The sequence below is a fragment of the Methylocapsa acidiphila B2 genome (assembly GCF_000427445.1).
GTDB classification, from domain to species: Bacteria; Pseudomonadota; Alphaproteobacteria; order Rhizobiales; family Beijerinckiaceae; genus Methylocapsa; species Methylocapsa acidiphila.
Genome location: NZ_KE386496.1, coordinates 1,097,065 through 1,121,394 on the forward strand (window position 1 = coordinate 1,097,065; position 24,330 = coordinate 1,121,394).

General features: G+C 63.0%; 18 protein-coding genes. 13 read left to right on the top strand and 5 right to left on the bottom strand.

Annotation, left to right across the window (positions count from 1 at the left end; translation table 11 throughout):
• Window positions 1-44: 44 nt before the first annotated feature.
• Window positions 45-1,838 (bottom strand): acyl-CoA dehydrogenase C-terminal domain-containing protein, encoded by a 1,794-nt coding sequence (locus METAC_RS0106940; protein ID WP_026606472.1) that lies wholly within the window; start codon window positions 1,836-1,838, stop codon window positions 45-47.
• Window positions 1,839-2,268: 430 nt separating this feature from the next.
• Window positions 2,269-2,871, bottom strand: a complete 603-nt coding sequence (locus tag METAC_RS0106950) for a MerR family transcriptional regulator (protein ID WP_245257435.1) — start codon at window positions 2,869-2,871, stop codon at window positions 2,269-2,271.
• A gap of 273 nt (window positions 2,872-3,144) precedes the next feature.
• Here METAC_RS0106950 and METAC_RS0106955 point away from each other — a divergent pair, with 273 nt between their 5' ends.
• Window positions 3,145-6,588, top strand: coding sequence for a tetratricopeptide repeat protein (locus METAC_RS0106955; RefSeq protein WP_026606474.1), 3,444 nt, complete (start codon window positions 3,145-3,147; stop codon window positions 6,586-6,588).
• A 145-nt stretch (window positions 6,589-6,733) separates the two neighbouring features.
• Here the strand turns inward: METAC_RS0106955 and pdeM are convergent, their stop codons facing one another.
• The 3 genes from pdeM to METAC_RS0106970 form a co-directional block, all read right to left on the bottom strand.
• Window positions 6,734-7,393, bottom strand: coding sequence for a ligase-associated DNA damage response endonuclease PdeM (gene pdeM / locus METAC_RS0106960; RefSeq protein WP_051335797.1), 660 nt, complete (start codon window positions 7,391-7,393; stop codon window positions 6,734-6,736).
• A gap of 62 nt (window positions 7,394-7,455) precedes the next feature.
• On the bottom strand, window positions 7,456-10,062 hold the full coding sequence (locus METAC_RS0106965) for a ligase-associated DNA damage response DEXH box helicase (protein ID WP_084143935.1): 2,607 nt from the start codon (window positions 10,060-10,062) through the stop codon (window positions 7,456-7,458).
• A complete protein-coding gene (locus tag METAC_RS0106970; RefSeq protein WP_026606477.1) occupies window positions 10,025-10,948 on the bottom strand; it encodes a class I SAM-dependent DNA methyltransferase in 924 nt (307 codons plus the stop codon). Before METAC_RS0106970 ends, METAC_RS0106965 begins: the two co-directional genes overlap by 38 nt.
• A 187-nt stretch (window positions 10,949-11,135) precedes the next feature.
• Between METAC_RS0106970 and METAC_RS22675 the strand changes: the two genes are divergently transcribed.
• From METAC_RS22675 to METAC_RS0107060, 12 genes are all read left to right on the top strand, one after another.
• Window positions 11,136-11,507, top strand: a complete 372-nt coding sequence (locus METAC_RS22675) for a hypothetical protein (RefSeq protein WP_036255360.1) — start codon at window positions 11,136-11,138, stop codon at window positions 11,505-11,507.
• 210 nt (window positions 11,508-11,717) lie between these two features.
• Entirely contained in the window at window positions 11,718-12,035 is a 318-nt protein-coding gene (locus METAC_RS0106980; RefSeq protein WP_026606478.1) for a hypothetical protein, read from the top strand.
• A 309-nt stretch (window positions 12,036-12,344) separates the two neighbouring features.
• Window positions 12,345-13,367, top strand: coding sequence for a ligase-associated DNA damage response exonuclease (locus tag METAC_RS0106990; protein WP_026606479.1), 1,023 nt, complete (start codon window positions 12,345-12,347; stop codon window positions 13,365-13,367).
• Complete coding sequence (locus METAC_RS0106995) at window positions 13,364-15,049, top strand: cisplatin damage response ATP-dependent DNA ligase (RefSeq protein WP_026606480.1); 1,686 nt, start codon at window positions 13,364-13,366, stop codon at window positions 15,047-15,049. The genes METAC_RS0106990 and METAC_RS0106995 overlap by 4 nt, the downstream gene beginning before the upstream one ends.
• 316 nt (window positions 15,050-15,365) lie before the next feature.
• Complete coding sequence (locus tag METAC_RS0107005) at window positions 15,366-15,668, top strand: hypothetical protein (protein ID WP_026606481.1); 303 nt, start codon at window positions 15,366-15,368, stop codon at window positions 15,666-15,668.
• A 525-nt stretch (window positions 15,669-16,193) separates the two neighbouring features.
• Window positions 16,194-16,889, top strand: a complete 696-nt coding sequence (locus METAC_RS0107020) for a response regulator transcription factor (protein WP_026606483.1) — start codon at window positions 16,194-16,196, stop codon at window positions 16,887-16,889.
• Window positions 16,890-16,920: 31 nt separating this feature from the next.
• Window positions 16,921-18,756: a sensor histidine kinase gene (locus METAC_RS0107025; protein WP_026606484.1), complete on the top strand. Its 1,836-nt coding sequence runs from the start codon at window positions 16,921-16,923 to the stop codon at window positions 18,754-18,756.
• A complete protein-coding gene (locus METAC_RS22680; protein WP_084143483.1) occupies window positions 18,753-19,268 on the top strand; it encodes an HPr kinase/phosphorylase in 516 nt (171 codons plus the stop codon). Before METAC_RS0107025 ends, METAC_RS22680 begins: the two co-directional genes overlap by 4 nt.
• Before the next feature lie 277 nt (window positions 19,269-19,545).
• Window positions 19,546-19,947 (top strand): PTS sugar transporter subunit IIA, encoded by a 402-nt coding sequence (locus tag METAC_RS0107040; protein WP_026606485.1) that lies wholly within the window; start codon window positions 19,546-19,548, stop codon window positions 19,945-19,947.
• Window positions 19,944-20,279, top strand: a complete 336-nt coding sequence (locus METAC_RS0107045; RefSeq protein WP_051335432.1) for an HPr family phosphocarrier protein — start codon at window positions 19,944-19,946, stop codon at window positions 20,277-20,279. Before METAC_RS0107040 ends, METAC_RS0107045 begins: the two co-directional genes overlap by 4 nt.
• Window positions 20,280-20,379: 100 nt before the next feature.
• Complete coding sequence (locus tag METAC_RS22685; protein ID WP_036255366.1) at window positions 20,380-22,602, top strand: CHASE2 domain-containing protein; 2,223 nt, start codon at window positions 20,380-20,382, stop codon at window positions 22,600-22,602.
• 426 nt (window positions 22,603-23,028) lie between these two features.
• The gene (locus tag METAC_RS0107060; RefSeq protein ID WP_026606488.1) at window positions 23,029-24,288 is read left to right on the top strand and encodes a tetratricopeptide repeat protein; all 1,260 of its coding nucleotides are present in this window, start codon (window positions 23,029-23,031) and stop codon (window positions 24,286-24,288) included.
• The last annotated feature ends 42 nt before the right edge of the window (window positions 24,289-24,330 follow it).

The window sequence follows — 24,330 nt, forward strand, 5'->3', positions numbered from 1 at the left end:
CGATCGACCGCTCGATCAAATTGGCAGCGGCCGAGCGGCGCGGTTCAAAACTGCTCGGCCGGCATAGCCATCAGCGTATCTGATCCAGCCGTGATTCGCGCCAAATGCGCGCCAGTCTCGGGCATGATGCGCTCCATGAAATATTTTCCTATGAGCAATTTGGCCTCCATCGGGGCGGCGCGCGCCGGCTCATTGGCTCGGGCGGCGAGCGCAGCCTTGGCGATTCGCGCCCACATGAACCCCAACGCGACGAGGCCGAGGAGATGCATATAGTCATAGGAGCCCGCGCCTGCTTGGTCCGGCTTCGCCATGGCGTTTTGCATGAACCATAACGTCGCCTGCTCGAGATGATCGGCGCCTTGCCGCACCCCGGCCAGATAGGGTTTCAGCTCCGGCTCCGCGTCATTCTCTTTGATGAAAGACCTCACCGTGGTGAAAAAGCTCATAATCGCGCGCCCGCCGTCCCGGGCGAGCTTGCGGCCGACGAGATCAAGCGCCTGAACGCCATTGGCGCCTTCATAGATCATGGCGATCCGAGCGTCGCGGACGAACTGCTCCATGCCCCATTCGGAAATATAGCCATGGCCGCCGAAGACCTGCTGCGCCTTGACCGTGTTGTCAAAGCCGACGTCCGTCAGCACGCCTTTCAACACCGGAGTCAGAAGCGCGAGATGATCGGTCGCCGCTTGACGCTCGGCCGCATCCGCCGTGCGATGCGCGACGTCGCTCTCAAGGGCCGTCCAGAGGATAAGCGCGCGCGCGGCTTCGTTGAAGGCGCGGATCGTCATCAGATTGCGCCGCACGTCGGGATGGACGATGATCGGATCGGCCGGCTTTTCGGGATATTTCGGCCCCGCCAGGGAGCGGCCTTGAAGGCGGTCCTTGGCGTAGGAAGCGGCGTTCTGATAGGCGACCTCCGAGACCGCAAGGCCCTGGATCGCGACGCCGAGACGCGCTTCGTTCATCATGACGAACATGGCGTTCAAGCCTTTGTTCGGCTCGCCGACGAGCCAAGCTTTCGCGCCGTCATAATTCATGACGCAGGTCGAATTGCCGTGGATCCCCATTTTGCGCTCGATCGAGCCGCAAGCAACCTTGTTGCGCGCGCCCAGAGACCCATCCGCCTCGATCAGAAATTTCGGCGCGACGAAAAGCGAAATGCCCTTGACGCCGGCGGGCGCGCCCTCGATCCGCGCGAGCACGAGATGAATGATGTTCTCGGCGAGGTCATGCTCGCCGGCCGAGATGAAAATCTTCTGTCCGAAAATCTCGTAAGACCCATCCGCGCTCGGAACGGCCTTGGTTTTCAACATGCCGAGATCGGTGCCACAATGGGATTCGGTCAGGTTCATGGTCCCCGACCACGCGCCGCTGATGAGCTTGGGCGCGAAGATTTTTTTCTGCGATTCGGAGCCATGGGTGAGAATCGCTGCGAGCGCGCCCTGGCTCAATCCCGGATACATGGCGAAAGCCATATTCGCAGAGCTTGCGAATTCGTTGACGATTGTCGCGAGCGTGAACGGCAATCCCTGGCCGCCGAATTCCGGTGGGGCGGAGAGTCCTAGCCACCCCCCCGCGACAAAAGCGCGATAGGCGTCCTTGAAGCCCTGAGGCGTCTCGACCCTGCCGTCGGGGTGACGCGTGCAACCAACCCGGTCGCCAAGTTGATTCAAAGGCTGAACCGCGTCTTCGCAAAGCTTCGCCGCTTCGGAAAGGATGGCCTCGATCAAGTCCGGCGTCGCCTCGGCGAAACCAGGCAGATCGCCGCGCCGCTCGATGTCGAACACGTCGCGCAGAAGGAACAACACCTCTTCGACGGGCGCTTTGTAGCTCGGCATCGACGCCTTCCCAACTGCGCGGCCGGCCCGACGCGACGAGGCGGCCTCTCTCCCGCGGGCCTTCCATTGACGTTTGACTACATATGATCTCGACCAGTCTAAGACAAGATTCGAAGGCCAATTCGGTTCCGCTCGAGCAGCGCTTCGACCCGCGCGCAAGCCCTTTCGCCCGGCCGATCGTTTGCCAAAAACGGTCTCTGATTGAGGCTCCCGTAGCGCCAGAGTCCAGCTGAAGCGCCCGCCGACGCACGGCGCAAACATTGCGCAATACAGATTGCGCTCTCGCATCAGTCGGCCATGCCCTGGAAACGGTCCGATTGCGCACCGGCCGCTTCTGGACGTTCGAGCGGAAATGCGCGCCCATCAGACGGGGCCCTCGCCGCCTACAAGCTCCGGTCCGCCTCGGCGCTCTGACTTGCGGCCGAAAAGTCTATGAAGCCGCGCAGCGGCGAGACGATTCGAGGAGGCGCTGATGCGCATCCTTCAGCGCGCCGATCGCTTCGTCGAGGTCGCGGCGCTGCCTTTCGAGGTGATCAATCTGCGCCATGATCTGCTCTGGCGGCAAGCCCATTTCCAAATCCGTCGAGTCGAATTCGAGATCCCGCAGATCAGCCCCCTCGAAGCCCGCCGCAAGCGCATGTTCCGACGCCGAGCGACCATCCGGGCTCGCCACCTCGCGCGCAGCGAGAATGTCGTGGATCTCGGCCAAGGTGAAACCGAGCTGCTTGCCTTTGAGGATCATCTTGAGGTGCAGGCGGTCGCGGGCGCTATATCGGCGCGCCGTGCCCTCCCGCCGGGGATGAAGCAAGCCGCGATCCTCGTAAAAACGCAGCGCGCGAATGCTGACGCCGAAATCGCGCGCCATCTCGCGAATCGTGCTCCACCCTGTCGTTGCTCCGCTCGACGGCATTACGAGCACTTCCGGCGACATCTGATTTTGCCCGCGACGCCCTAAGGGCTCGGATTCACGCGGAATACGGCGCAAGCCGTCTTGCGGCCCGAAATTGCCTTCGGGCGCAGGGTTCGTATCCATCGTCACCTCCAATTCATGGTGAAATTCAACTTGAAAAAAATAGGCGAATTTGGAACATGACACAACTAAAAAGTGTATCATTGCACAAAACAACCATATCGAGAGTCGTCGCCTCGACCGGCGGCTCTGCGTTTAACGTCCTGTTTACCCGAGGCTTAGAATGTCTCCGCTGCCACACGTACAGATAGATCGACAAATCCCTTTTGATCGGACCGCAATTCCACCCGTTTTTCGCTCCATTTTAGGACGCGAGCGATCCATCCGGACCGACCAATGAACGAAGCGACCGCGCCAAATGTCGAGCGAATCGACCCGGATTCTCAAAACGCATGCGCGGCGCCGGACCGACTCGGCGCCTCGTCGTCGCCGGCCTTTTTCCGCAGCGCCGATGGCGTTTGGAGGGATCAGACCGCCGTGGGACCTGTCGCCCCATCTGGCGCAAGCACGAGGACGTGGGATTCACGAGACGCATTTCATATGAGCGACGCGGCTCGAGACGAGCGTGGGGCGGAAGAGGCGCGATCTGGCGGCGGGACGGACCTCCTGCGGCTGCGCGCCAGCGAAGCCATGCTCGCCGTCAACCGCGCGCTCTCGGCCTATGACGCGACAGACCCCGCCGGAGGAGCGGATTTCGCCAGCCTGCCCGAAAAGCTCGACGCTCTCGAAGCGATTCTCGGCGCGGGGCAAGGACCCGACGTCGAGGACTTCTATTTGAAGGAGGCTCTCCGGGAGATCGAGGCGGCGCTTCGGGGCCTTGCGCGCCGGCGCAGACAGGCCGCCGCCGCGACGCCGCCAAACGGGCGCCCGGAAGGCGCTCCGAGGGCCGGATTTCCTTTCCGATCGGATCTCCTTTCACAGCTCAACGCAGCCATGCCGGTCCAGGCGCAGGTTCCCGCCGGCGGCAGAAACGATCTCGCCGAGCTCGCTCGGAAGCTCGATGACATGTGCCGCGGCGTCTCGCATTCGCGCGCGGGCGAGCTGTCGCTCGATGGCGCTTCGACGAGCCGCTGGCCTGACTCTTCTTCGCTGTCGGAGCTTCGCGCCCCGCGGGCGGCGAGAGCCGCCGACGCGAGTTTCAAGACGTCAGCCACGGGCCTCGAGAGCGAGCCGAGGCAGCAAGCTTTCACGCCGGACGCCCCACATCCGAGCGAGGCGGACGCGGCGGACGCGAATCGGCTCATCGACGCCGATTTGAACTCGTCGTCAGGCTCGCGCCAAAACGACGACATCGCTGATCCGCGCGAGGTCTCGGCCGAAACAACTTCGCCCTCTGCATTGCTCGAGCAAGACTGGCCAGCTGCGCCGCAGCGAAACGCGCGGCGCGTTGGCCAAGACAGAGTTCAGGACGAGGTCCCTCACAGCCCTGCGTCGGCTGAAATTTCCGCACGTATCGAAGCCCCCGATCACGTGTCGCTGCGGACAACTGAGGCGCCGCTCGACGATTTGGATTCGCGTCATTTGGAGAGGGATTCGGCGGGCCCATCTTCCGTGTCGCCTGCCGAGGACTATGGCGCGACGGCTCCCAAGGACGAGGAGCGCAGCGGTAATGACGCGCTTTTAGACCGAATCGAAGCCTATGGACGTCAGCTCAGCGCGCGGATGGAGGCCGGCTTGGCCTCCGCCTCTGCCGAGACCAGCAAGCTCACGAAAATGGTCGGCACGCTTGCGGACAAAATCCAGTCGGTCAGCGGCGATTCGTCAATCGACGCAGCGATTGAGGCTCTGGAACGCGAGATGGGGCGGCTCGCCGAGCGGTTGGATGCGACCGACAAGGCCTTTGCGTCTCTGAGTTCGCTCGACCATTCGATCGCCGGCCTCTTCAGCCAAATCGAGGAACTGCGTCGAAATGCTTCCGAAGCTGCGTCCGCCGCGCCCTCGGCGACGACCAGCGCGACGGCGATCGAATTCCCCTCTCCGAGCGGCCAGGGCGCGCCGAGCGTCGCCGAAGAGATCGCCAACTTGCGGGCGGCCCAGGAAGCGGCGGACCGGCGCACCGATTTGACGCTGAGCGCTTTGCGCGAAACCGTCGACAAGGTCGCAGATCGGCTGGTCAAGGCCGAGGCAGACATTGGCCTGCTGCGCCCGGCGCGCCTCGGCTCCCTTCTCGGGCCGAGCCTCACCCCCCTGTTCACGCACCGCCCCCAGGATCAAGCCCCTGGACGCGCCGCCTGGGGCAGCTCTTCCAATAACCCCGCGGCTCCGGCTCAGATCGCCTTCGAGGGAAGGCCGCTCGGCGAAGGCGGCGCGCCCGAATCCTCGGAAATTCTGCTCGAGCCAGGAAGCGGCCTTCCCCAGAGGGGAGCGACCTCGCTGCCGGCCGAAGACGAAGCGCCCCAGAGCGTACAGACGAAGCTCGAACCGCAAAAGATCACCGGGTCCTCAATCGCGCATTACCTCGAAGCCGGCCTGGGCGGCCGCGCGGATTTCATCGCCGCCGCGCGCCGCGCCGCCCAAGCCGCTCAAAAGGATTTGCTCGAATCGGCTGACGATCGAGCGGAAGTCCCCGCCCCATTAAATCCGGGACGCGCTTCCCAAACCGACCGTCAACGCCGCCGCCTCTTCGCCACGCGGAGGCGACCGATAGCCCTGGTAATCGCCGCGTTTCTCCTCGCAACCAGCGCCTATGCTCTGGCGCGCAAGCTCATCGAAACCACGCAAGTCGACGATCTCGCTCCCGGCATCCTCGAAAAATTAGAAAAGGGCCTCATCCACGGCTTCGCCCGACCGTCCTCGGAAAATAAGGCCGACGTGGGACGCAGAAGACAAGCTGCGACTTCGGCGCAGGCCGTCGCTCGACCTTCCGAGTCGTCGCAAAGCGATGCGCCGAGCCCGAGCGCCGATCAACAGATTGGACCCGTCTCATCCATTCAAGACGTCGGCGGCGGCAAAGCCATCGTCGGAAGCGCGCCGATCAAGGCCAATTCTTTCGAGACTGGGGCCAGCGTCGCTGAGGCGGCGCCGGCCGGCGCAACTCCTGCGCTGCTCGAAACGTCGCGCCGAGGCGTCGAAAACCTAGAGGAGCTGGCCGAGGCCGGCGATGCGATGGCGCAGTTCGACCTCGCTCTGCGCTTCGAAGACGGACGCGATCGTCCGCGCGACTTGAAATCGGCGGCGCAATGGTTCGACAGGGCCGCGCGGCAAGGGCTCGCAAAGGCGCAATATCGGCTGGCGACGCTTTATGAAAAAGGGCTCGGCGCGCCGCGCGATCTCGCCCGCGCGGTGAAGCTCTATCTGGCCGCGGCGGAACAAGGAAACACGCGCGCCATGCATAATCTCGGCGTTCTCGCCGTCGAGAATTCAGACAATAGACCCAATTACGTCACCGCCGCGCTCTGGTTCGCGAAGGCAGCCGAGGCGGGCGTGGCCGACAGCCAGTTCAACCTGGCGGTCCTTCTCGCGCGCGGATTCGGAACGCCGCAAAATCTCGTGCAGGCTTATGCGTGGTTCGCCATAGCCGCGGCGCAAGGCGACCCCGAAGCGGCGAAACGGCGGGACGAACTTGGCGCGCGGCTCAATGCCGCCGATCTGGCCGCCGGCCGGAAGACGGCGGAATCCTTCAGGCCCCAACCCGTCGATCAGGCCGCGAATGAAGCGCCGGGCCTGAGAGCGCCGTCGAAGACCACGCTCCAAAGCGGCCGCGAGGATGGCACGCTGCCTGTAGCGCGCTCCGATTGGACGGAAATGTCCAATCAACAAGAACTCGCACCAAATCAATAAGTCGGAGCATGGTCTCATCGGAGGTCGGATCTGTCCGATGTCTAAAGCTCGCAAAAGTTGGTTCGCTCTTTCGAGAGATGCTCTGAGATCTCCGGCCTCCAGCAAAGGCGCGCAGCCATCTTTCCACCGTCCGACTTTGCGCGCGTCAATCCGGCAGGCAGCGGCGACGCGGCACGGCGTAGACCTCGTCGTGGCCCATGACATGGGCGATCACGTCGTCGCCCGCCCCTCCCCGTCCAAAAAGGGGCGAGAACGCCGAATCATGAATATTGAGCCCGCCCGCGAAGGCGCCGAAAGCCGGTAGGACGCAGCGCTCGCCATCGCACAAAAAGCTGCGGCGCCTAACCGATCCAGCCCGGCCCGCCACCCTGGCGACCGGATGGAGATGGCCCGCGATCTCGCCGACGGACTGACCAGGTCGAGGTTCGTGGCGCAAGACGATCTCTCCGATGTAAAGCTCTCGGCATGTCTCGCCTTCGAGGCCGTTCGGAAGGTCCCTGTCATGGTTGCCGGCGATCCAGATCCAGGCGCGCCCGGCCTGCAGGGCGCGGATTCGGCCACGATCCTCCGCTCCAAGGCGCTCGCCCGCGCGGACGTCATGAAAGGAATCGCCAAGCGCGGCGACCGTGCGGGGACGGTAGGCGGCAACGAGGCCGGCGAGTGCGGCGAGCGTCGCCGCGGTGTCATAAGGGGGTAGAAAAACGCGCCGCGCCGCGAAGGCCGAGCCCTTTTCGAGGTGGAGATCGGCGACGATGAGCAGGCGCTCCTCGGGCCAGAAAAGCGCGCCCGCAGGATCGGCGATCATATGCGCCGCGCCTACCTTCAGCTGTGCGGGGGGCCGGCGCGCTGTGAAGGCGAGGCTCGTCCTCACCGGCGGACGGCGCCGCGACCGCGCTGCGCGGCGATGGCCGGCTCCGCCATGACTTCCTCCGCAAGCTCTTCCGCCGCTTCCGCGAGAATCGCGTCCTGCGCTTCGCCATAGACCGATTCGCGGCCGATTTCGAGCATGATCGGCGCCGCCAGAGGTGAGAGCCGGTCAAGAGCCTTGTGGATGATTTTGCCCCGCGCCCGCGCGAGCATTTGGCCAAGCCGCTCGATGTCGAGGAGGCCGGTCGCGGCGTCGGCGCGCGCGGCCCGCAGCAATATATGGTCCGGCTCGTGCTGCAGCAGAACATTGTAAATAAGGTCGGTCGAGATTCGGACCTGCCGTCCCGTCTTCTCCCGGCCCGGAAAATTTCGTTCGATCAGGCCGGCGATAATGGCGCAATTCCGGAAGGTGCGCTTCATCATGGCCGCCTCGCGCAGCCATTGTTCGAGGTCGTCGCCGAGCATGTCCTCGGCGAAGAGTTCGTCGAGTCGCGCCGGCCGCTCGACGCAGAGCGTTCCAATATCGGACAGAGACCAAACGCAAAGCGCGTAATCATTGGCGACGAAGCCGATCGGCTTCATCCCCGCGCGCTCCATCCGGCGGGTGAGCAGCATGCCCAGGGTCTGATGCGCGAGCCGGCCCTCGAACGGATAGCAGACGAGATAGAATCGACCTCCACGCGGAAAAGTCTCGATCAAGAGGTCGTCGCGCGTCGGAAGGGCCGATCGGCGCCTTTGCAGCTCGAGCCATTGCGCGACCTGCTTCGGCAAGGTCTTCCAGTCTGCGGGAGTCGCAAGTAGCGCGCGCACCCGCATGGCGAGATAGGTCGAGAGAGGAAACTTGCCGCCGGCGTAGGACGGAATTTTCGGCGCCTCGGCATGGCTTCGCGCCGCGAGAGCTTCATCCTCCACGACGCCTTGAAGGGCGAGGATTTCGCCGCCGAACAGAAACGTGTCCTTCGGCGCGAGCATTTCGATGAAGGATTCCTCGATCTCGCCGAGAACTCGCCCGGCCCGGCGCAAGGGACCGGTATAGGCCCTGCCCGCCTCCCCGCCGCCGCGCACAAGACGCACTTTCAGCATGTCGGCCTCGACGATCGTACCGACATTCATCCGATAGGATTGGGCGACGCGGCCATTGGCGATCCGCCAGCGCCCATCCTTCATGCGCCTTATCTTGGCGTAGCGCTCGTAAGCCGCCAAAGCGTACCCGCCTGTGGCGACGAAGGCGAGCGCGGAGTCAAACGTCTCCTTCGTCAGCCCGGAATAGGGCTCGGCCGAGGCGATTTCGAGAAAGAGCGCATCGGCGTCGAAAGGCGCGGCGCAGGCCATGCCCAGAATATGCTGGCACAAGACGTCGAGCCCGCCCGCCCTCGCCCGCGCCGTGTCTTGCACGCCCTCCCGCGCCGCCTCGACGGCGGCGCGGCATTCCAGCATTTCAAACCGATTGGCCGGCACGAGCAAGGCTCGGGAGGGCTCGTCGAGGCGATGATTGGCGCGGCCGATCCTCTGGGCGAGGCGGCTCGCCCCTTTGGGCGCGCCGACATTGATGACGAGATCGACGTCGCCCCAATCAATGCCGAGGTCGAGCGTCGAGGTGCAGACCACGGCCTTGAGGCGTCCCGCCGCCATCGCCTCTTCCACGCGCCGCCGCTGCGCCACGTCGAGCGAACCGTGATGGAGGGCGATTGCGAGCGCGTCGTCATTGCGCCGCCAAAGCTCCTGGAAAACGAACTCGGCCTGCGCCCGGGTGTTGACGAATATCAGGGTCATATGCGCCGCCTTGATCTCGGCATAGATCTCGGCTAGCGCATGACGCGCGGTGTGGCCGGCCCAGGGCAGCTCGGCCTTCGTGTCTAGAATTGAGATCTCAGCCGGCGCGCCAGCGGTCGCCGTGACGAGAGCGGCCATGTTTGGCGGACCGCCCGACGCTTGCGGCGCAAGCCAGCGACGCAATTCGTCCGGGTCGCGCACCGTTGCGGACAGGCCAATGGCGCGAAGATCCGGCGCGATGGCGCGCAGCCGCGCGAAGCCGAGGCTCAACAGATCGCCCCGTTTGGACGAGGCTAGCGCATGCAATTCATCGAAAACGATGCGCCGGAGGCCGCCGAACAGGGTCTGCGCGTCGGCGCTCGCGAGCAGCAGCGCGAGCTGTTCCGGAGTCGTTAGCAAAATGTCGGGCGGATCCCGGCGTTGGCGCTGGCGCTTGGAAGCGGAGGTGTCTCCCGTCCGCGTCTCCACCCGAATCCGCAGCCCCATATCCGCGATCGGCGTCTCCAGATTGCGCTTGACGTCAACGGCCAGCGCCTTGAGCGGCGAGATATAAAGCGTGTGAAGATCGCCCCGCGCTTCCGGGCGCTCCAGATCGACGAGGCTCGGCAAGAAACCGGCGAGAGTCTTGCCGGCGCCCGTGGGAGCGATCAGAAGCGCATTTTCTCCCGCCTTGGCGCGCGCCAAAAGGTCGAGCTGATGCGCCCGCGGCCTCCAGCCTCGCGCCGAAAACCAGCGCTCGAATCGCCCCGGCAAATTCGGAAATGAGTCTTCCGGCTCGACTTGCACGGCGATAAGCTTACGCGCGGGCGGCCACGACCACCAGCCCCGGGACATCCGCTCCGACATCCTTCCGCGTCGAGTTCTGCTCCAAAAACGCGATCGAAAGCCCGGCGGCCGAGGCGACGCGCCTCACATAGGCCTCGCTGTGGGAGTAGCGGAGGTCCGCGCCGATCCCATAGGCTCCCTCCGGCGCACGCTGCAGCGTGAAGGCGAAATAGCCTTGCGGCTCAAGAACGCGGGCGGCCGCGGCCGAGACGGGCGCGAGGTCGCCGATATAGACGAGAACGTCCGCTGCAAGCACCAGACTGGCGCCGCCAGCCGGCTCTCGCGCGAGAAAATCATCGAGCGCGCCGATCTCGAGCCGATCATAGACGCCTCTTTCGCGCGCAGCGTGGATCATGCGCGGCGACAGATCGACGCCGCTCAGACGAAGGCTCGCCGAACGAAAGCGCGCGCCACAGAGTCCGGTTCCACATCCCAGATCGACGACATGGCCGAATTGAGTCGCCCCGAGTCGCGCCAGCGCGGCGGCGAGGAGATCGGGGCCACGATAGCCAAGCTTTTCGACGAGATGGGCGTCAAAACGATCGGCATATTGATCGAACAGGCCTCGCACATAGCCGATCGGAGCCGCCGCCGGCGGCGCGGCCACGCCGAGCCGCGCGAGATGGAGCGCGGCTCCGAGCTCGCCTTCCACATCGAGTTCCGCCGCGCGGGAAAACCCCACGGCGGCTTGGTCGCGGCGTCCTGTTTTCTCATAAGCGCAGGCGAGGGCGAACCAGAGCGGCGCCCAATTCGGCGCAAGCTCGAGCGTTTGCTCCAGGATTTCCGCCGCGGCTGCGTGATCGTTCTCGCTCGCCGCGGCCTCGGCATAAAGAAACCGGCGGTCGACGACGATGTCGCCCGAACCGCGGCGAGCCGAACCGTGGTCAGGACTCATGGCGTTCGCCAATTTTGTCGACGGCTCTGGATCTTTCGCCCCACTTTCCTAAATCCCAGCAAAATTGCGGCGTCGGAGTTCATTCGACATTCAGGCGCGTTACGGCAGGATCACAAAGAAAGCGGCGAATTTCTTAGGGAGCGACCTTGTTAGGGAAAAGGCCGCCGAGCCGTCAAGGAGACATCGGATGAGCAGCATATCGAAGAAAGCGGCCGGCGCCGCCTTCGCGGCTTTGGCTTTCGGGCTTGCCCTCACGGCCACGGCGACGCCTTCGGCGGCGCAAGGCTGGCATGGGGGCGGCTGGCATGGGGGCGGCTGGCGGGGCGGATACTGGCGCGGCGGCGGCTGGCGCGGAGGTTATTGGGGCGGCGGCTGGGGCGGTCCTTTCGCCGCGGGCCTCATCGGCGGCCTTGCTGTCGGCGCCATCGCCTCATCGGCCTATCCTTACGGGCCAACCTATTACGGCGCGGGCTATGGCACCTGCGGCATGCGCAATCAGCCAGCCTATGACGCGTGGGGCAATTTCGTCGGCTATCAGGCGGTCTACGTGTGCTATTGAGCGTTACGTTAACGCACCGTAAACCTTCTCTTGCGAAAGCCCTACCAGAACGGTTGGGCTTTTATTTTTCTTAAATTTTTTTGGGGAGCGCGCAACCTTTTCCGCCGATCCGGCGTTTAGCGAGTGTATTGCCGCACAGCACCAGGTCGGGTTTTAGCGATGGTGTCCTGGACCAATCGGGGGACGTGCCGAGCGGAGGGAGCTACGATAATGATTAAGTCGCGGAAATCGGTCGAAATTCAGGCCTTGAAGGTCACCATGGCGGGAATCGCCGTTTCATGCCTGGGTGCGGCGGTGTTTGCGGCGCCGCTCACGATCACGCCTAAAAGCAAGGTCTTTGATAATGGCGGCCAGACAGTCGAGCATAGGACAGCCTTTGTTCCCACTTTCGGCCCGCTCGCAACCGGCCCAGCGCTTCAACTTGGCCGCGCCGGCAAAGGCGAAGACGAAGATTGCGTGAAAGTGACCCGGATGGTCGGTCCCGACGGCCGGATCTATGTCACCCGCGGCTTGGTCTGCCAGGATTGATTTGAGCCTTAGCGGAGGCGCAGCGCGCCTCCCGCAGCGATAGCGGCTTTCAGCTTCATTGACCGCCGTGTCGAAAAACACAATTCAACTCAAAGATTTAAAACATGCTCATAAAGAGGTTCATGAGCCTTTTTGTGAGCATGTTTGCATTTGTAATCGGTCTCGGCTACGAGACAAGAACAGGATATGAACGGACGCAGGCGACGTAACCTGCGCCGCATCAGAGGCGCACTCCGCGTCTAAAATGCGCAGCGCCGATCGTTCCGGCATCGTGGATCGCCGATTTTTAGTCGATCTTGATTTTCAGCTATGGCGGCCGCACTCGTCGCATTGACTCCCATCGGGCTTTATTGCCCAGGAGGCAATTTTTATATCGACCCGCTCCGCCCGGTTCCCCGCGCGCTCATCACCCATGGCCATTCCGATCATGCCAGGCCTGGTCATGGCTCGGTGCTCGCCACGCGCGAGACTTTGGCGATCATGGGGCTGCGCTGCGGTCAAGATTTCGCCGGCGCCGTCCAGATCGCGGCCCTCGGCGAAAAGCTAAAAATCAGCGACGTAGAGGTCAGCTTCCATCCGGCGGGCCATGTTTTGGGCTCGGCGCAAATCCGCCTTTCCCATGCCGGCCGGACCCTCGTCGCCTCGGGCGACTACAAGCGCGAGCCGGACCCGACCTGCCTGCCCTTCGAACCGATCCCCTGCGATCTCTTCATCAGCGAGGCGACCTTCGGGCTGCCGGTGTTCCGCCATCCGCCCGCCAGCCGGGAGATCGACCGGCTCCTCGCCTCGCTCAAAACATTTCCCGACAGGACCCATCTCGTGGGCGCCTATGCGCTCGGCAAGGCGCAGCGCGTCATCGCCCTCTTAAGGGCGGCCGGCTACGACCGCCCAATCTATCTTCACGGCGCGATGGAAAAGATCACAGAGTTTTACGCGCGAGAGGGCGCCGATATCGGCGCCGTCCGCAAAGCGGAAGCACGGGACGGCGATCTCGCCGGCGAGATCGTGATTTGCCCGCCGGGTTCACTGCAGGACGCATGGTCGCGCAGATTCAAAGATCCCGTCGCGGCTTTCGCCTCCGGCTGGATGCGGGTGCGCGCGCGGGCGCGGCAGCGCGGCGTCGAGCTTCCGCTCGTCATCTCGGACCACGCGGATTGGGACGAGCTTTGCGCCACCATCCGCGAAACGGACTGCGCGCGTCTTCTCGTCACCCATGGCGAGGCCGACGCCCTGACGCATTGGGCGCAGGGCCAAGGCCTCGAAGCAGAACCCTTGCGTATCGCCGGCTATGGCGAAGAGGACATGGCCTCCCAGGAGGAGGCCAGCGCGTGAACCGCTTCGCGCAACTGCTCGACCGGCTCGGTTTCGAGCCGTCGAGAACGGGCAAGCTTCGCCTGATGACGGAATATTTCAAGACTGCGCCGGACCCCGAGCGGGGCTATGCGCTCGCCGCGCTCGCCGGCGCGCTGAGCTTCCAATATGCGAAGCCTGCGCTCATTCGCGGCCTCATCGCCAAGCGCGTCGATCCTTATCTCTTCGCGCTCTCCTATGATTATGTCGGCGATCTCGCCGAGACCGCCGCGCTTCTTTGGCCGGCTGCCCCCGCGAGCGCCGATCAAAGCGCTCCGGCTCATCGCCTCACCGGCCCCCCGTCGCTCTCCGAGGTCGTCCAATCCCTCGCTACATTGGGCAAGGCGGATCTGCCGCGCCAGCTCGCCATATGGCTCGATGCGCTCGATGAAACCGGACGCTGGGCGCTCCTCAAGCTGATCACCGGCTCGCTCCGGGTCGGGGTCTCTTCCGCGCTGGCGAAAGCCTCTGTCGCCGCCCTCGGCGGACAAACGGGCGTGGCCGTCGAGGACCTCTGGCATGGGCTGGCGCCGCCCTATCTCGATCTCTTCGCCTGGCTCGAAGGTCGGGCCGATCGCCCCGCCGCATCGAATCCGGCCCCATTTTTTCCAGCCATGCTCGCCCACGCGATCGAGGCGCGAGATTTCGAGACGCTCGACCCAGCGCAGTTTTGCGCCGAATGGAAATGGGACGGGATCAGGGTCCAAGCGGTCTCGGGCGCAGATTCGAGCGGACGCAACATTGCGCGGATTTACTCGCGGAGCGGCGAGGATTTGTCGGCTGCTTTCCCAGATCTCATCGAATGCCTCGCGCAATCGCCGGCCGCCGGCTTCGCGCTCGACGGCGAGCTGTTAATTCGACGCGGCGGCAAGATCGAACCTTTCTCGATCCTGCAGCAAAGGCTCAATCGCAAGACGGTCTCAGCCAAAATGTTGGCTGAGTTTCCCGCTCATATTCGCGCCTATGATCTCCTCTGGTCCGAGACCGAGGATCTCCGTCCCCTGCCCTTTCTAGAACGGCGCGCTAGGCTCGAGGCTCTCGTCTCGGCGCGCGGCGAGCCGAGGCTCGATCTTTCGACGCTCATTCCCTTCGCCTCCTGGCCGGAACTCGCGCAAGCGCGTCAAGACCCTTTGGCCTATGGCGCGGGCGCCGATGTCGGCGCAGTCGAAGGCGTGATGCTGAAACGCGCCGCTTCCGGCTATTTGCAAGGCCGCCCAAAAGGGCACTGGTATAAATGGAAGCGCGATCCCTGGAATGTCGACGCCGTGCTGATGTATGCGCAGCGCGGCCACGGCAAGCGCTCCTCGCTTTATTCGGACTATACTTTCGGGGTCTGGCGCTCGGGCTCGCAAGGGCCTGAACTCGTCCCCGTGGGCAAAGCCTATTTCGGCTTCACCGACGCCGAACTCGCCAAGCTCGATCATTTCGTTCGCAACAACACCACCAATCGATTTGGGCCGGTCCGCGAGATCGACCATCACCCGGCGCGGGGCCTCGTGCTCGAGATCGCCTTCGAGGGACTGAACCGCTCGAGTCGGCATAGATCTGGCCTCGCAATGCGCTTCCCGCGGATCGCGCGCATCCGTTGGGACAAGCCGGCGGCCGAGGCCGACGCGATCGAGACGCTCGAAGCGCTCCTGACGCCAAAGTTAGGGCCTGGCTAGCGCGCGATGCGATTGGACAACCATCCGATTGGAAATAATCAGTTTATATCAATGTATTGGCGCATCTTCTGAATGGAAAAGTCGATCGGCTTTTTTTAAACAAGCTTGAGCGGCGGCCCGAGGATTGCTTGCTTTTTCAACGAGACGCCGACCACGGGCTCGCGGCTCCGCTTGCAAAGGGCGCAAACCTGCTTACAAAAAGTGTGGACGCAAGCTCCTCGGGAAACTGAAGGATCGGAGTCCGACGCAGCAGTCTCTTCGCCGCACAGCCGGAGTCGCGAGAAAAGGACGCGCCCATTCGCGATAGGGTCATGTGGTGCAAAAACCAGACATCCTGGATTATCTGGATCTTTTCGGCCAATACGGAAAGGATTTCGGCGAAGCCTATCTCGAACCTGAAGATGAGCGATTTCGCTTTCTGTTCGATCAGCTTTGCCGCCTGCTGGCCCGGCCCTCGGATTTCAACTTGAGCCTGCCCGAGCCTTTCCGGACCACGGCCCACCGCTATCTCGCCGGCGACCAGGCCACCGTGGCGCATATGCGAATTGTCGAGAATCGCCACTTCATGCTGAGCGACCTCTACGACTACATCCGCCTTCGCAGGCGAATGGGCGACTAAAGCCAATTCCGATCGGAGGGAATCCGCCGAGCCGCCAAGAACAGGCTCAATCATTTGAAGTTGTAGCTGTTTCTCATCGCGCCAAAGATCTTGTTCAGCTGAAGGCGGCGCAAGTCCATGGCTATATCTGAGCCATACTGCGCGACTGCCCTAAGGTTGCCGCAATTCAGTCGCTCCTTTCGTCTGTTGAGCATAAGTCGAGGGAGAGATCCACATCGGCTCGCTGCAAAACGAGGAGAGCTTCCGGGCGCGGGACAGTGATGGAAGGGGCCATCTTTCCGGCGACGGATTGGGGGGTCAGCTCGTGAAGGACGTCAGCCTTCAACCTCAGTGCGAATTCGTCTCGTTCGAATTTTACGTAACGCATGCGCAAAATCACATGCTGACCTTGAGCCTCAATCCGGCGGCAGTGGTAAATAAGCGTCGCGCCGCCGCCAATGGCTCAAAAGGCGCCAAAGCTTCCGCATGCCGCGGAAATTTCATGCGAAGTCCTGTGCGCGCTCGATCACGAAGTTAGGACCATACATGCCAATGATCGCCTTGGTCGATGACGACCGCAACATCCTCGCCTCGGTGTCGATCGCTCTCGAAGGAGAAGGCTATCGGGTTCAGACCTACACCGACGGGTCGATGGCTCTCGACGGGCTCAAAACCGACCCGCCGGACCTCGCCATTCTCGATATCAAGATGCCGCGCATGGACGGCATGGAATTGCTCCGTCGCCTGCGCCAAAGATCTGACTTGCCGGTGATCTTCCTGACGTCCAAAGACGAAGAAATCGACGAATTGTTCGGGCTCAAGATGGGCGCCGACGATTTCATTCGCAAGCCGTTTTCGCAGCGCCTTCTCGTCGAGCGCGTCAAAGCGATCTTGCGGCGCGCCAATCCAAAGGACGCCGCCGCTCAAAAGGAATCGGACGCCAAGATCCTTGAGCGCGGCAATCTAAAAATGGATCCCGAGCGGCACGCCTGCAACTGGAAAAATGATCCAGTCACCCTTACGGTCACGGAATTCTTGATTCTCCAGGCGCTGGCGACGCGGCCCGGCGTCGTTAAGAGCCGCAACGCCTTGATGGACGCGGCCTATGATGATCAGGTCTATGTGGATGACCGCACAATTGATAGTCATATCAAGCGCTTAAGGAAGAAATTTAAAGCGGTTGACGACGAGTTCGAGATGATCGAGACTTTGTACGGCGTCGGGTATCGTTTCAAGGAGTAAGACTTCCGCCGCAACGGGGGACCGGGAATCGATGACATTTGAAGCGCGCGATGGGCTGAGCTTCGAGCGGCCATTCGACGCTGCCCGACGGGCTAAGCGCATAAGGCGAAGTTTGGCGGTCCGGTTTCGCGGATTGGCCCGAACGCTGAGCTCGCGATTTTCATCTTCGCTGACGCGCCGCATCGTTATGCTCAATCTCGGCGGGCTCGTCGCCCTCCTCGTCGGCTTTCTCTATCTCAATCAATTCCGCGAAGGCTTGATCGAAGCGCGGGTGCAAAGCCTGCAGACCCAAAGCGAGATCATCGCCGCGGCGATCGCCGCAAGCGCGACCGTCGAAACCGATTCGATCATCATCGATCCCGAAAAGCTGCTTCAGCTCGCGCCCGGCGAAAGTTATGGGCTCGCCGACGAATCAACGACCTCGCTGGAGTTCTCGATCAATCCCGAGCGGGTCGGCCCCGTCCTTCACCAACTTGTCTCGCCGACGCGAACGCGCGCCCGCATCTATGACCGCGACGGCTATCTCCTCCTCGATTCGCAATCGCTTTCGAGCCGCTCGAACATTCTTCGCACCGACCTGCCGCCGATTGCTTCTTCCCGAGACGACGCAGGCCTCGCTCGCGCCTGGAAGCGGCTAAAGTCCTTCTTTGGCCAATCGGCGGCACCGCTCTATGAAGAAAATGGGGCGGACAGCGGAAAGATTCACCCAGACGTGGTGCGCGCGCTCTCCAGCGGCGAACCCTCGATCGTGCGCGTCAACGCGAAAGGCGAGACGATTGTCTCAGTCGCCGCGCCCATCCGGCGCTTCCGCGTGGTGCGCGGGGCTCTTCTCCTGTCGACCCAGGGCGGCGAGATCGACAAGATCATCGCCTCGGAACGATGGGTCATCGTCCGAATCTTCCTGGTCTCCGCCGCGGTCATGTTCTTTCTTTCGCTTTTCACCGCCGGCACGATCGCGGAGCCCATCCGCCTTCTCGCCTCTGCCGCCGAACGAGTCCGACGAGGAACGAAATCGCGCCGCGAAATTCCCGACTTCACCGACCGTTCCGACGAGATCGGCCATCTCTCCGGCGCATTGCGGGATATGACCAAGGCGCTTTACGATCGCATCGAAGCGATTGAGAGCTTCGCCGCCGACGTCGCCCATGAGCTGAAGAATCCGCTAACCTCCCTGCGAAGCGCCGTGGAGACCTTGCCGATCGCGCAAAAGCCGGAGTCGAAACAGCGCCTCATGGCCATTATCGCCCATGACGTCCGCCGGCTCGACCGTTTGATCAGCGATATTTCCGACGCGTCGCGGCTCGACGCGGAACTCGCACGCGCCGATATGGATCTCGTGGATCTCGAGCCGCTGCTGGCGGCCGTCGTTTCCATGGCCAATCAGGTCTCAGCCGAGCCAAGTGTCCGCGTCAGCCTCATGGTCGCCCGCGGCTCCGTCGATTGCGGCCGCAAGCTGAGCTTTTTGATTTTCGGCCACGACTCTCGATTGGGCCAAGTTCTCAACAATCTCATCGATAATGCGCGATCGTTCTCGTCGGATGGGGGAAGCGTCCGCGTGGTCTTGCGCCCGGCTTCAGAGGAGGCCGCCAACGGAGAATGGCGCGACGGCTATCAGATCCTCGTCGACGATGACGGCCCAGGCATTCCGGCCGACGCTTTCGAGCGCATTTTTGAGCGTTTCTACACAGATAGGCCGCAACAAGGTTTCGGCCAAAATTCGGGCCTCGGCCTGTCGATCTCGCGCCAGATCGTCGAGGCGCATGGCGGCCGGATCTTCGCCTATAATCGACAAGGACCAACCGGCCCACGGGGAGAGGCGGTCGTGCTCGGCGCCCGCGTGTCGATTTGGCTGCCGAAAGCGGAATGACGGCGCCTCCGCCCGATGTGGAGAGCCGCCGGCGCGCAGGCGACGCCGAAACTTCGGAGCTTGAATATATTCACGCGAGCGCCGTTGTCGTCGGCGAGGCGGGAATGCTCATCAAAGGAGCATCCGGCGCGGGCAAGAGCAGTTTAGCCCTCGCCTTGATCGCCACGGCTCAAAACGCCGGCTCATTCGCGCGGCTCGTCGGCGATGATCGCATCCGTCTCGAAAACCGCGGCGGCCGCCTGATCGCCCGCGCCCATCCGCGAATTTTCGGCCAGATCGAACGACGCGGCCAAGGCCTGTTGTCGCTGCCTTTCCTCGCCTCGGCCGTCTTGCGCGTCGTCATCGATCTCGCGCCCGCGGCCGAGCTCGGTCCCCGTTATCCGGAACAGGACGACGACGTCGTCGTTCTGGCCGGAGCCGAGCTGCCTCGCCTTAGATTGAGCCAGGACCGACCGGCCAGCGATTTGGCGTCCACAGTGTTGCAGCTTTTCAACTTGCTCTGGAAATCATAAGCATTTCTCGGAAGAAACAAGAACGTTCCAGATCTCGGCGCGTCATTTCTCTTGCCAACCTCGCCGCGACGCACAAAATGATTGGGCATGGTTGTTCTCGATAGGCCCCACCGAACCGAGATCCGGACACATGCCGCGTCCTTGACCGCGCTTTATCTCGAAATCGAACGTCTCAGCCATGGACTCTTGTCCAAAAACGCGTGGTTCCTCCCATGACGAAGCCCGCTTGCGTTGGCGTTGATCCCGAAGACGGCTCCAGTATGAACGGACGACGCCAATGATCGGATTGGTGCTCGTCACGCACGGCCATCTCGCAACGGCGTTCCGCGCCGCTCTCGAGCATGTGGTGGGCCCGCAAAAGCAGGTCGCGACCGTGTCCATCGGACCCGACGACGACATCGAGCAGCGCCGGAAGGATATTGTCGCGGCGGTGAAGCAGGTCGACTGCGGGGCCGGCGTGGCGGTCCTAACCGACATGTTCGGCGGGACGCCATCGAATCTCGCGATTTCGGTCATGAACGACGCTCATGTCGAAGTCATCGCCGGGATGAACCTGCCGATGTTAATCAAGTTGGCGTCGGTGCGGGAAAATTACGGACTTGAACAGGCCGTGACCCAGGCGCAAGAGGCGGGTCGGAAATATATCTGCGTCGCAAGCCAAGTCTTGAGCGGAAAATGAACGAAGACGAAAGCGGCGGCGCTCCGCAAGAGCCTTGTCAGGACATCATCCAGATCCAGGGCGAATGGGTGCGCGAGCTCAAGATCGTCAATCGCAAAGGGCTGCATGCGCGCGCGACGGCTAAGCTCGTGCAGTGCATCGATGGGTTCGATGCGACCATCACAATCGGCCGCTGCGGTGAAACCGTCGGCGGCACGTCGATCATGGGCATTCTAACCCTCGGCGCCGGGGTCGGCATGACCATTACCGTCACGGCGGCCGGAGCGCAGGCGGCGCAGGCCCTGGACGCCATCGAGACGCTCGTCGCCAATCGTTTCGGCGAGGACGAATAGGGCGCGAGCGGGCTTCAACCACCGCTTGGTCCGCCGCTCCCCTACGCGCGCTCTTTGCGCTATGGTCGCGAACCGGAGTTCTTCACCCAGGCCCACGCCCTTGCGCCGCGCCAGCACGCGACTGAGCTATTTTTATCTTCCGCTCGTTTGCGGATTTCTGCTGCTCGCCGTTCTGATTCGCCAGGCCGATCCCTTCTTCGTCCAAGCGCTGCGCCTGATCGCTTTCGATTCCTATCAGCGATTAGCGCCGGAGCCCTATGATGCGGACCTCCCTGTCCGCATCGTCGACATCGATCCCGACTCGATCACCCATTTCGGCCAGTGGCCTTGGTCGCGAACAATCATGAGCGATCTTCTGCACAAGCTCGCGGAGCGCAAGGCGGCGGCGGTCGTCTTCAACATCCTTTTCGGGGAGCCGGACCGAACCTCACTGGAAGAGGTTGTGAAGCGATTGCCCCCGGAGCAAGCAAGCCGTCTGGCCAGGCCCGCGAATGCGCCGACCAATGACGCACTCTTCGCGGCTGAACTCGCTGCGGCGCCGAGCGTGCTGCCGGTCCTTCTCACCGACCGGCCAAGCGGCGCCCCTTTCGCAGCCAAGGCCGGCTTCGTGTTCGCCGGAGACAATCCCAGGCCCTTCCTGCGTCCCTTCCCCGGTGCGGTCAGCAATTTGCCCATGTTCGATTCCGCCGCGAAGGGCGTGGGCACGACCAACCTTTTTCCAAATCGCGACGGGGTCGTGCGCCGCATGCCCCTGTTCGTGCGCCTCGGCGACCAAATCATCCCCTCTCTCGCGGCGGAGGCTTTGCGCGTGGCGCAAGGCGCCTCCACCTATATTCTCAAATCATCGAATGCGAGCGGCGAAACCGCCTTCGGGCAAACAACCGGCCTGAACCATATCCGCATCGGCAAGATTGAGATCCCGACCGACGCCGAAGGCGCGCTCACGATCCGGTTTCGCCGCAGCAATCCGGCCGCTTTCATTCCGGCCTGGAAGGTCGTCGCCGGCGAGGCCGATGAAAGCCAGATCGCCGGCAAGATTATCCTGGTCGGCTCAAGCGCGCCGGGCCTGCTCGATCAGCTCGCGACGCCTTTGGACGAAGCGCTTCCCGGCGTCGAGATTCAGGCCCAGGTGCTTGAGCATATTCTCGCCGGGCGAAGGCTCGCCCGGCCGGATTACGCGCTGGCCGTCGAGGAGTTGCTCGTGGTCGCGCTGGGTTTGTTGATCGCTCTCGGGGAGTCTCGCCTTTCCCCTGGTCTTGCGGCCGGACTCGGCGTTGTTTTGCTCGCGGCGCTCAATCTCGGCGCCTGGCTCTCATATCGCTATTGGAGCCTGCTCTTTGATCCGTTCTACCCTTCGCTCGTGCTGCTTTTGCTCACCGCCGGCGTCACCTTCTACATCTATCGTCAGGTCGAGACCCAGCGCGACGAGATCCGCAGCGCCTTCAGCCGCTATCTCGCGCCCGCGGTCGTCGAGGAACTCATCGCGAATCCTCACAAGCTCGTCCTCGGCGGCGAACAACGCGAGCTCACGATGATGTTTTGCGACGTGCGCAACTTCACCTCGATCTCCGAATTTCTGACCGCCAGCGAGCTCACCTCGTTCATCCAGGAATTGCTCACGCCATTGAGCGAGGTCATTTTGAGTGAGCGCGGCACTATCGATAAATACATGGGCGACGCCATCATGGCGTTCTGGAACGCGCCGCTCGACGTCGCCGATCATCCACATAGAGCCTGCCGCAGCGCGATCGAGATGATCGACAAGATGACCGCGCTCAACAGTCGCTGGCGCGACCAAGCCCAGGCTGAAGGCCGCCCCTTCGAAGAAGTAAGAATCGGCATTGGCATCAACACCGGCGAATGCTGCGTGGGCAATCTCGGCAGCCGCCTGCGCTTCGATTATTCGGCGATCGGCGACGAGGTCAATGTGACTTCGCGGCTCGAGGGCCTGACCAAGCTATATGGCGTCCCGGCCGTCGTTGGCGAACGCACCATCAAGCAATGCCCGAGTTTCGACGCGCTGGAGCTCGATTTGATCCGCGTGAAAGGCCGGGCGCGGCCTATCCGCATCTTTACGTTGACTGATTTTTGGCCCGACCGGGCCGGCGACATCGCTCGGCTGCGGCCGCTGCATGAGGCGTTTCTGCACGCCTACCGCACCCAGAATTGGCCGGAGGCGGAAGCGCTGATCGGCCGATGCGTAGACGCGGGTGGAACAGTCCTCGGCGCCTATTATGCGGCTTTTTCCGCGCGGCTCCCTATTCTTCGCGCCGCTGCGCTTGGACCATCCTGGGACGGGGCCTACGCCATGACCGCCAAGTGATCGCGCCGCCCACGATCCCATAAGCTGCGCGTTTGTTGCCGCTCGGCCACAATCCCTGAGATTATTGCATCGAATTGACACGAACCGGCGCGTCGGCTTGACGCAGCGGCTGCTTTCCGATGCCATCCGCACAGCCGCGCAGACCCGAGCGCCGCGCCGTCGATCGCTTGATCGAGGTCGGATCCTCGGCTGCGCAGAAGGGGCGGAACGCTAATGCTAGGATGGCGCGGGATGTCTGGAGGGGCTTCTCTACATGGCGTGCGAGACCGCCATGATTTGAGAGAGGGAGGCGCCCCAATCCGCAACGCGAGCGAGTCCGATCGCGCGGAGCCCTCGGAGAGGCGGCATTCGCGCGCGACGTTTCGTCGGTCTCCTTTTGCGGCCGCAGCAACATATGTTGCATTGGTCCTGTGCACGATCCCGGACATGGGCGCGCGCGCGCAGACGGCTCCGGGCCCAATCGGCGAGCCCGCGTTGTTCCAAGACATGCTGCGCAGGCCTACCGATCTCGACGCGACGCTCAGATTCGCAGCCAGCGCGGCGCAAGCGGGGGATGTGGAAGCCTCGATCGGCGCTCTTGAGCGCATCTTGTTCTTCAATCCCAATCTTTCGAGCGTCCGCTTCGAACTCGGCATGCTCTATTTCCGCCTCGGCTCCTACGAGATGGCGCGCGGCTATTTCCAGGCCGCGCAAGCAGCATCTGACGCTTCGCCAGCGATGCGCCAACGCGCGCAGGACTTTCTCGATACGATCGACAAGAAGCTCCAGCCGGACCAGATCAGCGGCTTCGCCCAAACCGGATTTCGCTATCAATCCAACGCCAGCCTCGGCCCCAACCAACAATCGCTCATCGGCGCCACGCGCCCCGTCAATAGCCAGTTTTTCGGCCGCCCGGATTGGAATTGGTTCGGGATCTTCGGCGTCAACTATGTTCACGATTTCGGAAATCAGAATGGCGACGTGCTCGAGGCGAACCTCCTCGGCTATGATTCGCAACAGTTCAACGCGACCGCCGTCGACGCTCGTTTTCTCGACCTGCGCGTCGGCCCCCGCTTTGGAATTCTTCAAGACGCGCTGCGCGGCGCGTCGGTCAAGCCCTATGTCGTCGGCACCGGGATGATGCTCGGCGACGCGCCTTATCTCGCGAGCGGCGGCGGCGGCGTCACAATGCATCTGAATTGGGGCGAAGCCGGCTTCGATCCCTTCGTCGAGGTTCGCCAATCCGGCTATCACAGCTCCAATCTTTATCCCTTGGCCTACGGGCTCGACGGGACGTTGACCAGCGTCGGCCTCCCCGCCGCCGGCCCGATCGTCGAAGGCGTGCAATGGCGGGCGAGATTCGTCTACAATCACAGCGACGACGCTTTCGCTTGGTATAGTTTCGATCGCTATGCGTTCGACATCGCCTTTCCCATCGCCGAACCCTCGCCCTGGGGCGGACGCGCTTGGACTTTGACGCCCTCATTCGGCGTCGGCCGCTGGCTCTATCGGCAGCCTGATCCGACGACCAACCCTTTCATCACCGAACATGACCTCGAATGGCGAGCGGGCCTCGGCCTCGACATTCCGATCAAGGATCGATTCGGGCTCGGCCTACAAGTTCAGTACCGCACGTTGAACTCGAACATTCTCGGCAATTCGGTCAGGGATTTTTCGATCACCATGGGCCCGACGGTCGCCTTTTGAGGGAATATCATGCCGCGCTCGATGCTCCCCCGATACATGATC